Consider the following 13,337-nt stretch of genomic DNA (forward strand, 5'->3'; position numbering starts at 1 on the left):
GGACTCTAGGTTGCGACACCTGCTGTGTATGTCCGCACGAATGAGGACAGGGGAACTCCGCCAGCGCGCGCCATGGCATTATTTCGCCGGAGCGCTCGCGGCCATGACACCGACAAGACAAGCGCCGGAGACAACACATATGACCAACGAATTGACGCTGCCCGTGCAGGACGCATGGCTGGGAGACGCTGTCCAGCATCTGGGCAGCTCCAGCTTTCATTCGCGCCTGCTCGAAGGCCTGAACACCGCGCTGGGCGTGGACCACGTCAGCTACCTCTGCTACGACGGGCACGGTCGCGTGCAGGCGGCGTCGGCCGCCAGCGTGCTCGACCAGAACCTGATCGAATCGACCACCGAGATCTTCGTCAAGCGCTTCTACGAGCGCGACCCCAACTACCCGCTGATGCGCAGTGACGCACACGATGGCGCCTCCGATGGAAGGCCCGAACTCCAGTTGCTCTGGATGTCGCCCGCCAGCATCGGCGACCCGGAATATCGCCGGCTCCTGTTCGACCGACCCGGCTTTTCCAGCAAGGTGTCGCTGCTGCGCCGGTGGCGCGACCAGACCTGCTACCTCAACCTGTACTTCTCGCGCACGAAGGTGCAGCGCGACCGCACGGCGCGGCTGATGCGCTCGCATGCCTCGACGCTCATGGCGCTCGCGCATCGCCACGATGAACTGGTGTCGCTGCACCGGCAGCCCGAAGCCTGCCTGTGGCCCGAGCTGTCGCAACGCGAACGCGAGACCGCGCGGCTGCTGGTCGAGGGCTGCACCGCAAAGGAAATCGCGCGGCAGCTCTCGCTGTCCCCGGCCACCGTCATCACCTACAAGGAACGTGTCTACGCGAAGCTGGGTGTGCAGAACCTGCGCGAGTTCCTGACGCTGGCCAGACATTGACCTCCCCGCTTTCCTTTCAATAACTACACGAAGACATCCATGAATCAACCTCTTCTGAAACTGCTCGGCGCCCTGCCCATGGCCGCCGCGCTCGTGCTCGGACAAGCGCAGGCCGAGCCCACCGTCGTGGCACCCGTCAAGGGCTACACCTTCGAGGGCGAGAAGCTCGTCACCTTCTCCGCCCTCGCCTTCGACAAGGGCCGCGTGCTGGGCGTGGGCGACGCCGCATCGATTGCCAAGCAGTACCCCGACGCACGCAAGGTCGACGGCCAGGGCCGCACGATGCTGCCGGGCCTGATCGATGCCCACGGCCATGTCTTTCGCATCGGCTTTCGCCAGAGCGAAGTGGTGGTGACCGAGACGCGCACGCTGGCCGAGGCCGTCGCCAAGATCAAGGCCTACGGACAGGCCAACCCCGCGCGCCAATGGATCATGGGCTCGGGCTGGAACCAGGTGATCTGGAAGCTCGATCGCTTTCCCACTGCGGCCGAACTCGACGCTGCCATCTCCGACCGCCCCGTGACCCTGCGTCGCGTCGACGCCCACGCCATCTGGGCCAACACCAAGGCGCTGCAGATGGCCGGCATCACGCGCGACACGCCCGACCCGGTGGGCGGGCGCATCGAGCGCGACGCCAAGGGCGAGCCCACCGGCATCCTCGTCGACAAGGCACAACTGCTGCTGACCAAGGTGATGCCGCCGTACACCGATGCCGAGCGCCGCATCGCGCTGGACTCGGCCATGCGCCACTTCGCCTCGCTCGGCCTCACCGGCGTGGGCGATGCGGGAACCAATGCGGACGAAGCGCGCATCTACCGCGAGTTCGCCGATGCGGGCAAGCTCACGTCGCGCGTCTACGCCATGATCAACGACGTCGGCGACGACTACAAACTGCTGTCACCCAAGGGCCCCGTCAAGGGCTATGCGGACGACCGCTTCAACCTGAGCGCCGTCAAGCTCTTCGCCGACGGCGCCCTCGGCAGCCGCGGCGCCGCCCTGCTGGAGCCTTACAGCGACGACCACAACAACAAGGGCCTGCTCTTCATGGACGACACCGTGCTGCGCAGCAAGGTCCGCACTGCGCTGAAAGCCGGCTACCAGGTCAACGTGCACGCCATCGGCGACGCGGCCAACCGGCAGATCCTCGATGCCTTCGAGGTCGCCTACAAGGAAGACCCCAGTGGCATGGCCAGGCGCAACCGCATCGAGCATGCGCAGGTGGTGTCGCTGCAGGACATCCCCCGCTTCAAGACCCTGGGCCTGATCGCGTCGATGCAACCGACCCACGCCACCAGCGACATGAACATGGCCGAAGACCGCGTGGGCAAGGAACGCATCAAGGGCGCCTATGCGTGGCAGACCTTCCTGAAGCAAGGCACCGTGATCGCAGGCGGCTCCGACTTCCCGGTGGAATCGGCCAACCCGTTCTATGGCCTGCATGCAGCCGTGACGCGCACCGACCACCAGGGCAAGCCGATCGCCGGCTGGCATCCGGAAGAAGCAATGACGCTGCCCCAGGCATTCCGCGCGTTCACGCTTGATGCGGCTTACGCCGAGCATCAGGAAAAATCGATCGGCTCACTGGAGGCGGGCAAGTGGGCCGACTTCATCGTTGTCGATCAGGACCCGTTCACGGTCGCGCCGGGGGATATCTGGAAGACGCAGGTGCTGGAGACGTGGGTGGCGGGAGAGCAGGTCTATCGGCAGAAGGCGGCGCGCTGAGCGGTTGAAGTCCTCATGACCGACGCCCCCTGGCGCCGCCACGCGCCTCGGCGGCGGAGGCCCCCTCCGGCTCCGCCACGGCACGCGCCGGAATCGGAACCGACATCACGATCGAGGTGCGCGTCTCGCCCAGGTGGTTGATGCTGCCCACGAAGGCCTCGAGATGCTCGATGTCGCGCGCGATCACCTTGAGCACGTACGAATCCTGCCCCGTCACGTGGAAGCATTCGAGCACTTCGCTCTTGCCCTTGAGCAGCTTGAGCAGCCGCGCCTTGTCCGGCTGCAGGGTGTTGATGCCGACCAACGCCGTGACCGAGTAGCCGGCCTTGCGCGGTGGCACCACTGCGCGATAGCCCTCGATCACGCCGGCCTCTTCTAGCCGCTTGACCCTCTCGGAGGTCGAGGGCACCGACAGGCCCACCTGCCGCGACAGCGAGGTCAATGAAGTGCGCGCATCTTCCTGAAGCACGTCGAGGATCTGCCAGTTCTTGCTGTCGATTTCCATGGATTTAAGGCACGGGTTGGATATGGGCTTCCGATCTCAGGCAAACAGCGCGATCTGCCTGAGCTTCGCCATTCTCTTCAACGAGGCGGCTCGGGACAATTCGATTCTGACTTGCCAACCTCGCGTACACACACACATGGAATCCGCCCTCTTCCTCAAGGCCCTTGTCATCGGGCTGTCGATTGCCGCGCCCGTGGGCCCCATCGGCCTTCTCTGCATCCAGCGCACGCTGGCGCACGGCCGCACCATCGGCTTCATGAGCGGGCTGGGTGCGGCGCTGGCCGATGCGTGCTATGGCGCCATCGGCGCGCTGGGTGTATCGGCCGTCATCGCGTCGATGGTGGCGGCGCGCGTGCCGCTCGCGCTGGGTGGTGCGGCCTTTCTGGCGTGGATGGGCGTTCAGCTTCTTCGCGCGCCGGTCGCCACACAGGCGCGGTCGGCGCAAGATGCCACCACGCCGCTGAAGGCGATGCTGTCGGTGTTTTTGCTCACGCTGGCGAACCCGATGACGATCCTGTCCTTCATCGCGGTGTTCGCGACCGTGGCGACAGGCCATGTGGGCGGCGCCAGTGCCGCGACGGCGATGGTGCTCGGCGTCTTCCTCGGCTCGGCACTGTGGTGGCTCGGACTGTCGACCATGGTGTCGATGGTCCGGCACAAGCTCAGCGCCCGGGCCATGCAGTCCATCAACCGACTGTCGGGCGTGATTCTGGTGGGCTTTGCGGTGTACCAGCTCTCGACGCTACTCGTGTCCTGAAGCCGCGTCCACGGGGGCAGACAAGTGCTTGCACAAGTGGTCGACGAAAACCCGCACCTTGGGTGACAGATGCCGGCTCGACGGCCAGAGCGCCCTGAACCGGCCACCCGCACTGAGCTGCTTTTCAAGCACCGTCACAAGCCGGCCATCTGCAAGCATCTCGCGCGCCAGAAAGTCGGGCATGCACGCGATCCCGAGCCCGCGCAATGTGGCGCCCAGCACCGCTTCCATGTTGTTGCATGCGAGCACCGTGCGAAGCCGGGTCTCGGCATCGGCGGTGGATTGCAGCATCGGCCACTCCAGCAATTTGCCGGAGTTCGGGTGGCGAAAACGGACCGTGGCGTGCCGCTCCAGATCGCTCGCAACGCGCGGTGTGCCGTGCTGCCTGAGGTAGCCCGGCGATGCGCAGAGCAGCAGCCGGAAGGGATTCAGCGGCCGCGAAACGAGTCGGGAGTCGGGCAAGTCGCCACTGCGGATTGCGACGTCGATACTCTCGTCGATCAGGTCTACCGTGCGGTCGGTGAAATTGATGTCGAGTTCAACCTCGGGATAGAGCGCGACGAAATCCGGGATCACAGGCAAGAGGAAGTGATAGCCGACGATCGGCGCGCTCACGCGCAGTCTTCCGCGCGGCACCTCCTGCACGTGCGACAGCATGGCCTGCGCGTCATCGAGGTCGTCCAGTATGCGGCGGCAACGCTCATGAAAAAGCCGGCCCTCTTCGGTCAACTGGATGCGTCGGGTGCTGCGCTGCAGGAGGCGCACGCCCACCTCCTGTTCAAGGCGGGCGACGCCCTTGCCGATGGCCGAGGCCGACAGCTCCAGCGCGCGGCCTGCCGCGACAAAGCTGCCAAGGTCGGCGGCCTTCACGAAGGCCAGAAGGCCGCTGAGTTTGTCCATGCGGGTATACCTGCGCTATTGCGGCGTTCCATTCCGTTTCAAACGGACATGGCACCTCTTCCCTGCTGATTCGCGCCAGTCTAACGTCGACCTGTGCAGGCAATGCCCGAAAGCAATCACGCGCGCAGATGAACAACCCAGCTCGAATCACTCGCCATGCCCAGGCTTTGAAATATGCATCGCTCGTTGCACTCCTTGTGCTGCCTCTGTTGCTGCAGCCGATAGGCACGCATTGGGTCCGGATTGCCGATACCTGCCTCCTGTACGTGATGCTGGCCTTGGGCGCGAACGTCGTGGTGGGCTATGCCGGTCTGCTGGACCTGGGCTACGTGGCTTTCTATGCCATCGGCGCCTACATGTTCGCGCTGCTGACCTCGCCCCACCTGGTCGAGAGCTTTGCCTGGATCGAGGCGATGTTTCCGCTGGGCCTGCATACGCCCTGGTGGATCACCATCCCGCTCGGCGCCATGCTTGCCGCGTTGTTGGGAACGCTCTTCGGCGCGCCCACGCTGAAGCTGCGCGGTGACTACCTGGCCATCGTGACGCTGGGTTTTGGCGAGATCGTCCGGCTCCTGATTGCGAACCTCAGCCATCCGGTCAACATCACCAACGGCGCCAAGGGCGTGGGCCCGAATGATTCGATCAGCTTCTTCGGCCTGGATCTGGGCAAGCCTCTTTTCCTCGGTGGCTATCAGATCGCCTCGGTCACCCTGTACTACTACCTGTTCCTGGCGCTGGTGCTGCTCACGGTGACGATCTGCCATCGCCTGCAGCACTCGCGAATCGGCCGGGCCTGGATGGCCATTCGCGATGATGAAGTTGTCGCTCAGGCGATGGGCATCAACTCCCGGAACATGAAGCTCCTGGCCTTCGGCATCGGTGCGAGCTTCGGCGGCGTTTCCGGGGCGATGTTCGGTGCTTTTCAGGGCTTCATTTCGCCCGAAGCATTCGGCCTGCAGGAGTCGGTGATCATCGTTGCGATGGTGGTCTTCGGCGGCATCGGGCACATCCCGGGCGTGATTCTCGGAGCGCTGCTGCTGACTGCCTTGCCGGAAGCGCTTCGGTACGTGGCCGGTCCATTGCAGTCCATGACCGACGGCCGACTCGACGCGGGCATCCTGCGCCCTCTGCTGATCTCGCTGGCGATGATCGTCACCATGTTGATGCGGCCGCACGGGCTGTGGCCTGCGCCGGAGCGTGGCAGGTCGCTTCATGGAAGGTGATGGGGTGTCGTTCGGGCTGCGGGCCGACCGAAGTCTTGCCGACACCACCCGGCCCGGCGAGATGAAGGATGGATGTCATCGCGTGTCGTGCCTCGGCCTGCGCCGCATCGCGGGAAGCTCCAGGTTGGTGATGGCGCGCAGCAACCATTCCACCGGCCCGTAGGCAAAGCGGCGCAGCCACCAGCGGCTCAACACCAACTGCGCCGCGAAGATCGCGAAGGCGAACACGAACGTCGCCAGCGGCCCGACCGTACCCATCAACCGCAGGCCGTACGCCAGGAAAATCCAGGCGCAGACCAGTGACTGCAGCAGATAGTTCGAGAGCGCCATGCGTCCCGCAGGCGCCAGCAGTTCCGCCAGCACCTTGCCGCGTCGGGTCTGGAACAACAGCATCAGGCCGGCCGCGTAGGCGGCAGTCATGAACGGGGCCGTCAGCAGGCCGAGCGACAGGGCATAGATCTCGCGCACCGAATCGTTCAGGCGCACCGAAGGCAATGCATAGAACACGGCGCCCGGCACGCCCACGACCAGGCCCCAGATCAACAGGCGCCTGAACAACGCGCGATGGGCCGCGACGTTCGCGAAAAGCCGTCGCCTGCCGGCGATGAAACCCATGAAGAACATCGCCAGTGCATTGGGGGCCTGCGCCAACGCGACCACCACGAACACCTGCGGCAGCTCGCGCAGGTGCTGTGCGATCACGGTGGCCGGCGTTCCACGGTACGCGGCCATGGCCGATGCGGCCTCCGTGAACGCGCCACCGGTGTCCGCCGGCACATTGGCAAACGTCAGCAGGTAGCCAAGGGCCGCCCACAGCAGCGATGTCATGAGCACGAGGCCGATGGCGCAGCGCGTCAGGAACACATCGCCCCGGCGCCGAAGCACCAGCAGCACACCGCCCAGCACCGCATAGGTGGTGAGGATGTCGCCGTGGTACAGCAGCACCGCATGCAGCAGGCCGAGCGTCCACAGCCCCAGCAGCCGCCGCAGCAGGCGCGGCACGAACGGCTTGCCGTCGCGCTCGGCCGACTGCATCTGCAAGGTGAAGCTGTAGCCGAACAGGAAGGAAAACAGCAGGTAGAACTTGGTCTCGAACAGGAAGGTGCGAACGAACAACGCGGCGCGCTGGACCACGGACTGCGCCATGGGGTCGGGCACGCCCACGCCGTAGTAGGCCGAGGCAAAGTTCGCGATGTTGACGACGAGGATGCCCATCAGCGCGAAGCCGCGCAGTGCATCGACCAGCGTCTGGCGCTCGTTCGCGGACGAGCCCTTCGGTTGCGCGGGGAGGTTGTGAAGCGACATGGTTTTCGGGGTCATATGTCAGGCCGCCGTCAAACCGCTGTCGATGACAAGCTCGCTGCCCGTCACGTAGCGCGACTCGTCGCTGGCCAGATAAAGAATGCCGTTGGCCACGTCGGCGGCCGTGCCCGCATGGCCGAGCGGCACACCCGCCCGCCCCGCGACGCCGAGGACTGCGCGGCGCCAAAGGCGCATCAGACCGGCCATGACAGTGCCGCCACCTGATGGCGCCCGCGCATTCGTGGTCCAGATCGGTGTGTCGATGACGCCCGGATGCAGCGAGTTGACCCGCACACCGTTGCGCGCGCGGGCACACTCCAGCGCCACCGACTTGGAGAACAGGCGCACGCCGCCCTTGCTGGCCGAATAGCCCGCAAGGCCCGGATCGCCGACGAGCCCCGCAATGGACGACACGTTGACAACCGATCCGCCACCGGAGCGCGACATCAGCGGCACGCCGTGCTTCACGCCCAGAAAGACCCCGTCGAGATTGACCGCGAGCTGGCGTCGCCAGTTCTCGTGGCTCATCGCGAAGGTGTCGCCGGCCAACGCAATGCCGGCGTTGTTGACCAGCACATGCAGCGCGCCATGCGCCGCGATGACGGTATCGATCACGTCGCGCCAGTCTGCCTCGCTCGCCACGTCGTGCGCAATGAACATGGCGCGACCGCCCGTGTCACGCGCAAGGCGAGCCGTTTCTTCGCCGCCCTGCGTGTCGATGTCGGTGGCAACGACGGTCGCGCCTTCGGCCGCCAGCCGCAGCACAGTCGCGCGGCCGATGCCGGAAGCCGCGCCCGTCACCAGCGCCACCTTGCCGAACACACGGCCACCGGCGCGGTCCCAGACCGGCCGCTCGGGCACTGCGCAAGCCACGGCGGTCATGCGGCGCTCCCGGGTTTCAGGAAGCGGCTCACGACGAGGCGCAGCATCGGCGCTTCGCGTTGCGGATCGAAGCTGGCATCCATGGCCAGGCGCGAGAAGACGCCGTCGATCAGCGCAGCGACCCAGGAGGCGGCCTGTTCGGGATCGAGCCCGGCATCGACCTGCCCGCGTGCCATCGCACCACGCAGCAGCTTGGCGATGGCGGCGCGCGTCTCGGCATCGCCTGCCGCCGTCCGGGCGCCGATGGCCGGGTTGCGCATGGCCTCGGCGGCGATCTCCAGCGCCAGGCGTGCATAGGCCTTGTCGGCGGCGAAGGCCATGACCACATCGAGAAAATCGAGCAACGCCTCGAAATGATCCGGCGCATCTTCGAGCGCGGCGAAGTAGGCGGCGGTGTCGCTGCGCTCCTCGTCGACGATGGCCTCGACGATCGCGCTCTTGCTGTCGAAGTAGTGGAAGAGATTGCCGGGACTCATGCCGGCTGCAGCGCAGATCTCGGCGGTGGTCGTGGCGTGAAAGCCGCGACGGGAGAAGCACTCGCCCGCGGCTTCCATGATCTGGCGGCGCTTGGCCTGCTGGCGCTCGGGGTCAACTTTTCGCACGGGACTGCTTGGGCTGGTGTGTCATGGGCCCTATTGTTAGACCAAGCACTCGATCTATTATTAACAACCCCTTAAGGCGAGGTGAAAACCTCTGCTCCCCATGGCTTCAGGAGGCTGGCTTGCTGACGGAGATCAACGGCTCCAACTCAGCCCGCAGTCGCCTCACCGCCACTTCATGGGGCAGCGTCTGCGCCCCGCGCCCATAGGTCATCGCCTTGCGGATCAACCGCAGTTGCTCGCGCTGCATCTGCGCCTTCAGCCGCCGTGCCCGCAGCCCGAAGGCCCAGCCCATTTCCCTGCGCACCTTGTACCGCTGCAGCGGCGCACCCAGCCGCACCCACTCGTCGTCGCGGATCAGCTCGCGCTCGGGCACGAAGTAGGCCGCAAGCGCATGCAGGTAAGCACCGTTCTCCAGCGCGGCAACGCGCCAGAAGAGCCCGGCCGCGATCACCACGGGGATGCCTTTGACAAGAATGAACAGCGCCATCCCCACGGGCCCATCGTCGAAGCGGTCGTCCATCAGCGGTGAGTTCCAGACGAAATGCATGGCCCACGCCAGCGCGAAGCACAGGAAGGCATAGGCCACCCGCGTCACCATCCTTCGTTCCGGGTGCAGCAGGAACCAGGCCACGCCGAAAGACGCGATCGTCGTGTAGGCCGCGTGGCTCCACAGTCCGCTCAGGAGCCCGCGCGTCAGCAGATTGAGAAACACCGGGTACACCTGGTTTTCCAGCGGAAAGTGCATGGAGGCGTTGACGGTGTAGCTCAGGTTCTCGACCACCTGAAAACCCAGCCCCGTCATGGCACCGACGATCAGCACCGAGAGGTAGGTCTGAAACTGGTTGCGCGCGACCAGCACCAGCAGGATGACGCCGGCGAGCTTCAGAAACTCCTCAGTGATCGGCCCCGCTACAGCCGGCCCCCAGACGGACACGAATTCCGGCGATACCAGCTTGGCGCACAGGCTCTGGATGGCGATGTTGGCCGGCGCAGCCAGATAGACCGCCCCCAGCCCACCCCAGGCAAAGGCCAGCACAAAGCCCTCTGGCGAATGCTGTTCGAGCAGATCCAGCGTCCGGAAGACGAGAAGAAAGGCCAGGGTGTAGACGCCCCACACCAACAGCCCCAGCAGTGCAGTGACGGGGACCACGCGGAACCCCATGGAGAACATGTTGACGGTATAGAACAGGCCGTTGACGATCAACGCCGCCAGCAACCAGAAGGCCGCGCGATGCGGCTGAAAGAACGAATCGGTGCCGACTGGCCACGCGGTGCGGTCTTGTTCGAAGTTGCTCAGGTTCACTGCGGCGCCTCCAGGTCCATGGAGTCGAGCATGCCCCGGGCGTCGTCCATCGCTTCGCTCAGGCCGTCGTTGGCACCGTAGAAGTCGATCTGCACGAGCGACTTGCGCCGCTGGTCAACCACCTGCCAGAACCGGCCGGCCAGCTTCGCGCCGTAGTAAGCGAAGGTCTTTCCCTGCAATCCCCAGGAGGTGACGAAGTCGGACACGTCGCCATCGATCTGCAGGCCCTGGCCGCGCTCCATGAGTCTTTGCTGCCGCACCAACGGCCCGTCCGGCCCACCCATCCATGGACTCGTGGTCACCAGGAACTTGTGGGCGCCCTTGAACAGCATCAGGGACCTGCCGGCCTTCGAGCGGGACACGTCCATCTCCCATCCCTCGGCGGGAACGAACCTCGCTTGCCCGACGGACACCGTCTGCCCCGCAGCCAGCGGGCGACTGCCAGGCGTGTGACGGTCCCAGAATGTCAGGCCGCCCACATAGGCGGCAATGGCAAGGAGGACGGCGAGCGCGCCGGGCCAGGTGCGATACGGTATTCGGCGTGACGGCTCAAGCATCCTTTCATCGTGCCACACGATCACGCGCGCCTTGCCGGGGTCCGGGCGAGACCTGGGCGTGGCGCCCGCGGTCCGCCTTGGGCAGCACGGCTTCTTCGACCATGCGCTCGGCGCGCGCCTGCAGGCGGTGCAGCGAATCGTCGAAGCGCTCTGCATCGGCAGCGTCCAGCGCTCCCAACAGCTCGGCATTGATCTTCGTGACCAGCGGAAAGAGTTCGTCGTACAGCGCTCTGCCCGCGTCGGTCAGGCCCAGTTGCACCTGCCGGCGGTCGCCTGCGCGAGCCACGCGGGTGACCAGTTGCTTGGCGACCATCGAACCCACCGCCTTCGAGGTGCGCGCCCGGTCGAGCTGGGCATGCTCGGCGAGCTGCGACGAACCGAGTTCGCCACGGCTGGCCAGCGTGGCAATCAGCCGCCATTCGCGCCGCGTGATGCCGAAGCGCCCCTCGCACAGCCGGATCACCATGCTGCCCGCGACCGCCAGCAGGCGCGACAGCCGGTACAGCAACAGGTCGTCCAGCGGTGGGCGTGGCGCGGCGGTCATTTCGGGCGAGGCCGGGTTAATCCGGGCAATGGTTGATTTGATCAATTGACTGTAGCGTCTACAGAATCGTCCGCAGCCGCGGCCCCGAGGCCCGGCATTGCCGCACGACTGAAACCGAGCCCCCCGGAGACATCGCCCATGCCCCTGATTCCCGACCTGAACCGCCGCCACGCCCTTGCCGCGCTGGGCGGCCTCGCGCTCGCTCCCGTCGCGTCGCTCGCTCGCACCGAGCAGGGCTTTGCATCCGGCCTGCCGATCAAGGTGCTGATCGGCGTGCCCGCAGGCGGCACGCAGGACGTGCTGACGCGCGCCATCGCGCAGCAGGTGCGTGAATCGCTGGGCCCGCTCATCATCGACAACCGCTCGGGCGCGGCAGGCCGCATCGCGGTCGAGGCCGTCAAGATGGCGCCGCCCGACGGCCACACGCTGCTGCTGGGCACGGCCAGCATGATGACCATGTTTCCGAGCGCCTACCGCAACCTCTCGTACGACCCGATCAGGGACTTCGTGCCGATCCTCAATGCAGCCCGCTTCGAGCTGGCGCTGGTCGTCAACAAGGACGTGCCGGTCAACACGCTGGCCGAGTTCGTCGCCTGGGCCAAGGCGCAGGGCGACAAGCTGAGCTTTGCCTCGTACGGCGCGGGCACGCCATCGCACTTTCTTGGCGAGATGCTCAACCGCGCGGCCGGCCTGAAGATGGTCCACGTGCCCTATCGCGGCTCCACACCCGCGCGGCAGGACGTGATGGGCGGCAGCGTGCCCGTGTACTTCGACACCATCGGCGGTGCGCAGCAGATGCTGCCTTCGGGCCGCGTGAAGGTGCTGGCCACCAGCGGCGAGAAGCGTTCGCCGCTGATGCCCAACCTGCCGACCTTCGTCGAAGGCGGCTACAAGGACGTGGTGGCGACCGCATGGTTCGCGTACTACGCACCGCTCAAGACACCGCTCGCCGCCATCGACCGGCTGCGCACCGAATTCACCCGCGCCGTCAACGCGCGCGAAGTGCGCCAGCAGTTGCTGCAGAACGGCATGTACCCCGTGGGCGACGGCAGCGAAGCGCTGCTCAAGACCATGCGCGAAGACACTGCCCGCTGGGCCGGCATCATGAAAGCCGTGAATTTTCAAGCCAACGACTGAACGAGGAGGAACCACCACATGCTGACCCAACACCCCATCACCCGCCGACTTGCCACGCTGCTTGCCGCAGCCGGCCTCATGGCATCCATTGCGATGCCTGCCCATGCCCAGGCCTTCGACAGCCCGCTGCACATCGTCGTCGGTTATGCACCCGGTGGCGCCACCGACCGCGTGGCGCGTGTCGTGGCCGACAAGCTCGGCACCAAGCTGGGCGTGGCGGTGATCGTCGACAACAAGCCCGGTGCGGGCGGCCGCCTCGCGGCGCAGCAGGTGAAGATCACGCCCGCCAACCAGAACGTGCTGATGCTTGCCAATCCGGCCGTGATGGTGGTCGCGCCGCTGGTCTTCAAGGACAACAACTACGACGCCGAGCGCGACTTCGTGCCCGTGTCTCACGTCAACGACTACGACTTCGCGCTGGCCGTGTCGCCCACCCTGCCCGTGCGCGAACTGAGCCACCTGCTCGCATGGATGCGTGCCAACCCCACGCAGGCCAACGTGGGCGTGCCGGCCACCGGCAGCCTGCCGCACTTCTTCGGCCTGATGGTGGGCGAGAAGGCCAATGTGCAGACGCAAGTGATCGGCTACCGCGGCTCCGCACCGCTGCTGAACGACCTCATCGGTGGACAGGTGCCGATTGCCGTCGACACCGAAGACGTGGTGCTGCCGCAGCACAACGCGGGCAAGCTGCGCATCCTGGCGCTGTCGGGCGCCAAGCGCTCGCCGTTCGCACCCAACATCCCGACCTTCAAGGAAGCGGGCCTGGACCTGGCGGCCACCGGCTGGAACACCTTCTTCGCGCCGACCAGCATGCCCAAGGCCAAGATCGATCGCCTGGCCACGGTCATCCGCGAAGTCATGCAGGACCCGGACACCCAGCGCAAGTTCAAGGACTCGGGCATGACCCCCGTGGTCAGCACACAGGCGCAGACCATCGCCATGCTCAAGGCCTACCGCACGCAGTGGAGCCCCGTCGTGCAGAAGTCCGGCTACCAGCCCTGAACA

The 13,337-nt window shown here is 66.0% G+C and carries 14 protein-coding genes; 6 read left to right on the plus strand and 8 right to left on the minus strand.

Annotated elements, in window-relative coordinates; all coding sequences use genetic code 11:
- Positions 1 to 139: 139 nt before the first annotated feature.
- Together H7F35_RS00415 and H7F35_RS00420 are read left to right on the plus strand one after the other, a co-directional pair.
- The gene (locus H7F35_RS00415; protein ID WP_187111035.1) at positions 140 to 898 is read left to right on the plus strand and encodes a helix-turn-helix transcriptional regulator; all 759 of its coding nucleotides are present in this window, start codon (positions 140 to 142) and stop codon (positions 896 to 898) included.
- Between the two features lie 39 nt (positions 899 to 937).
- Positions 938 to 2,620 carry an amidohydrolase gene (locus H7F35_RS00420; RefSeq protein WP_187111036.1) on the plus strand — a complete coding sequence of 561 codons (1,683 nt, stop codon included), beginning with the start codon at positions 938 to 940 and terminating at the stop codon, positions 2,618 to 2,620.
- A gap of 13 nt (positions 2,621 to 2,633) precedes the next feature.
- On the opposite strand, the gene H7F35_RS00425 is transcribed toward H7F35_RS00420, so the two are convergent.
- The gene (locus tag H7F35_RS00425) at positions 2,634 to 3,125 is read right to left on the minus strand and encodes an Lrp/AsnC family transcriptional regulator (protein WP_187111037.1); all 492 of its coding nucleotides are present in this window, start codon (positions 3,123 to 3,125) and stop codon (positions 2,634 to 2,636) included.
- 136 nt (positions 3,126 to 3,261) lie between these two features.
- Between H7F35_RS00425 and H7F35_RS00430 the strand changes: the two genes are divergently transcribed.
- A complete protein-coding gene (locus tag H7F35_RS00430) occupies positions 3,262 to 3,882 on the plus strand; it encodes a LysE/ArgO family amino acid transporter (RefSeq protein ID WP_187111038.1) in 621 nt (206 codons plus the stop codon).
- Here H7F35_RS00430 and H7F35_RS00435 read toward each other — a convergent pair.
- On the minus strand, positions 3,868 to 4,782 hold the full coding sequence (locus H7F35_RS00435) for a LysR family transcriptional regulator (protein WP_187111039.1): 915 nt from the start codon (positions 4,780 to 4,782) through the stop codon (positions 3,868 to 3,870). The two genes, H7F35_RS00430 and H7F35_RS00435, sit on opposite strands and share 15 nt — an antisense overlap.
- A gap of 128 nt (positions 4,783 to 4,910) precedes the next feature.
- Between H7F35_RS00435 and H7F35_RS00440 the strand changes: the two genes are divergently transcribed.
- Positions 4,911 to 6,005: a branched-chain amino acid ABC transporter permease gene (locus H7F35_RS00440; RefSeq protein WP_187111040.1), complete on the plus strand. Its 1,095-nt coding sequence runs from the start codon at positions 4,911 to 4,913 to the stop codon at positions 6,003 to 6,005.
- A 75-nt stretch (positions 6,006 to 6,080) separates the two neighbouring features.
- Here the strand turns inward: H7F35_RS00440 and H7F35_RS00445 are convergent, their stop codons facing one another.
- The 6 genes from H7F35_RS00445 to H7F35_RS00470 form a co-directional block, all read right to left on the minus strand.
- The gene (locus tag H7F35_RS00445) at positions 6,081 to 7,310 is read right to left on the minus strand and encodes a DUF418 domain-containing protein (protein ID WP_187111041.1); all 1,230 of its coding nucleotides are present in this window, start codon (positions 7,308 to 7,310) and stop codon (positions 6,081 to 6,083) included.
- A gap of 18 nt (positions 7,311 to 7,328) precedes the next feature.
- Positions 7,329 to 8,189, minus strand: a complete 861-nt coding sequence (locus H7F35_RS00450) for an SDR family oxidoreductase (protein WP_187111042.1) — start codon at positions 8,187 to 8,189, stop codon at positions 7,329 to 7,331.
- A complete protein-coding gene (locus H7F35_RS00455) occupies positions 8,186 to 8,791 on the minus strand; it encodes a TetR/AcrR family transcriptional regulator (protein WP_187111043.1) in 606 nt (201 codons plus the stop codon). Before H7F35_RS00455 ends, H7F35_RS00450 begins: the two co-directional genes overlap by 4 nt.
- A gap of 106 nt (positions 8,792 to 8,897) precedes the next feature.
- Complete coding sequence (locus tag H7F35_RS00460) at positions 8,898 to 10,094, minus strand: PrsW family intramembrane metalloprotease (protein ID WP_187111044.1); 1,197 nt, start codon at positions 10,092 to 10,094, stop codon at positions 8,898 to 8,900.
- A complete protein-coding gene (locus H7F35_RS00465) occupies positions 10,091 to 10,462 on the minus strand; it encodes a hypothetical protein (RefSeq protein ID WP_261803475.1) in 372 nt (123 codons plus the stop codon). The genes H7F35_RS00460 and H7F35_RS00465 overlap by 4 nt, the downstream gene beginning before the upstream one ends.
- 193 nt (positions 10,463 to 10,655) lie before the next feature.
- Positions 10,656 to 11,195 (minus strand): MarR family winged helix-turn-helix transcriptional regulator, encoded by a 540-nt coding sequence (locus H7F35_RS00470; protein ID WP_187111045.1) that lies wholly within the window; start codon positions 11,193 to 11,195, stop codon positions 10,656 to 10,658.
- A gap of 138 nt (positions 11,196 to 11,333) precedes the next feature.
- Between H7F35_RS00470 and H7F35_RS00475 the strand changes: the two genes are divergently transcribed.
- Both H7F35_RS00475 and H7F35_RS00480 read left to right on the plus strand, forming a co-directional pair.
- Complete coding sequence (locus H7F35_RS00475) at positions 11,334 to 12,332, plus strand: Bug family tripartite tricarboxylate transporter substrate binding protein (RefSeq protein ID WP_187111046.1); 999 nt, start codon at positions 11,334 to 11,336, stop codon at positions 12,330 to 12,332.
- Between the two features lie 18 nt (positions 12,333 to 12,350).
- Entirely contained in the window at positions 12,351 to 13,334 is a 984-nt protein-coding gene (locus tag H7F35_RS00480; RefSeq protein ID WP_187111047.1) for a Bug family tripartite tricarboxylate transporter substrate binding protein, read from the plus strand.
- Positions 13,335 to 13,337 lie beyond the last annotated feature (3 nt).

The organism is Variovorax sp. PAMC26660 (assembly GCF_014302995.1).
Lineage (GTDB): Bacteria > Pseudomonadota > Gammaproteobacteria > Burkholderiales > Burkholderiaceae_C > Variovorax.

Excerpts from the sequence above, each read along its gene's own strand:
- H7F35_RS00415 (WP_187111035.1), top strand. The coding sequence starts at position 140 with ATGACCAACGAATTGACGCTGCCCGTGCAGGACGCATGGCTGGGAGAC.
- H7F35_RS00420 (WP_187111036.1), top strand. The coding sequence starts at position 938 with ATGAATCAACCTCTTCTGAAACTGCTCGGCGCCCTGCCCATGGCCGCC.
- H7F35_RS00425 (WP_187111037.1), bottom strand. The coding sequence starts at position 3,125 with ATGGAAATCGACAGCAAGAACTGGCAGATCCTCGACGTGCTTCAGGAA.
- H7F35_RS00430 (WP_187111038.1), top strand. The coding sequence starts at position 3,262 with ATGGAATCCGCCCTCTTCCTCAAGGCCCTTGTCATCGGGCTGTCGATT.
- H7F35_RS00435 (WP_187111039.1), bottom strand. The coding sequence starts at position 4,782 with ATGGACAAACTCAGCGGCCTTCTGGCCTTCGTGAAGGCCGCCGACCTT.
- H7F35_RS00440 (WP_187111040.1), top strand. The coding sequence starts at position 4,911 with ATGAACAACCCAGCTCGAATCACTCGCCATGCCCAGGCTTTGAAATAT.
- H7F35_RS00445 (WP_187111041.1), bottom strand. The coding sequence starts at position 7,310 with ATGTCGCTTCACAACCTCCCCGCGCAACCGAAGGGCTCGTCCGCGAAC.
- H7F35_RS00450 (WP_187111042.1), bottom strand. The coding sequence starts at position 8,189 with ATGACCGCCGTGGCTTGCGCAGTGCCCGAGCGGCCGGTCTGGGACCGC.
- H7F35_RS00465 (WP_261803475.1), bottom strand. The coding sequence starts at position 10,462 with ATGGACGTGTCCCGCTCGAAGGCCGGCAGGTCCCTGATGCTGTTCAAG.
- H7F35_RS00470 (WP_187111045.1), bottom strand. The coding sequence starts at position 11,195 with ATGACCGCCGCGCCACGCCCACCGCTGGACGACCTGTTGCTGTACCGG.
- H7F35_RS00475 (WP_187111046.1), top strand. The coding sequence starts at position 11,334 with ATGCCCCTGATTCCCGACCTGAACCGCCGCCACGCCCTTGCCGCGCTG.
- H7F35_RS00480 (WP_187111047.1), top strand. The coding sequence starts at position 12,351 with ATGCTGACCCAACACCCCATCACCCGCCGACTTGCCACGCTGCTTGCC.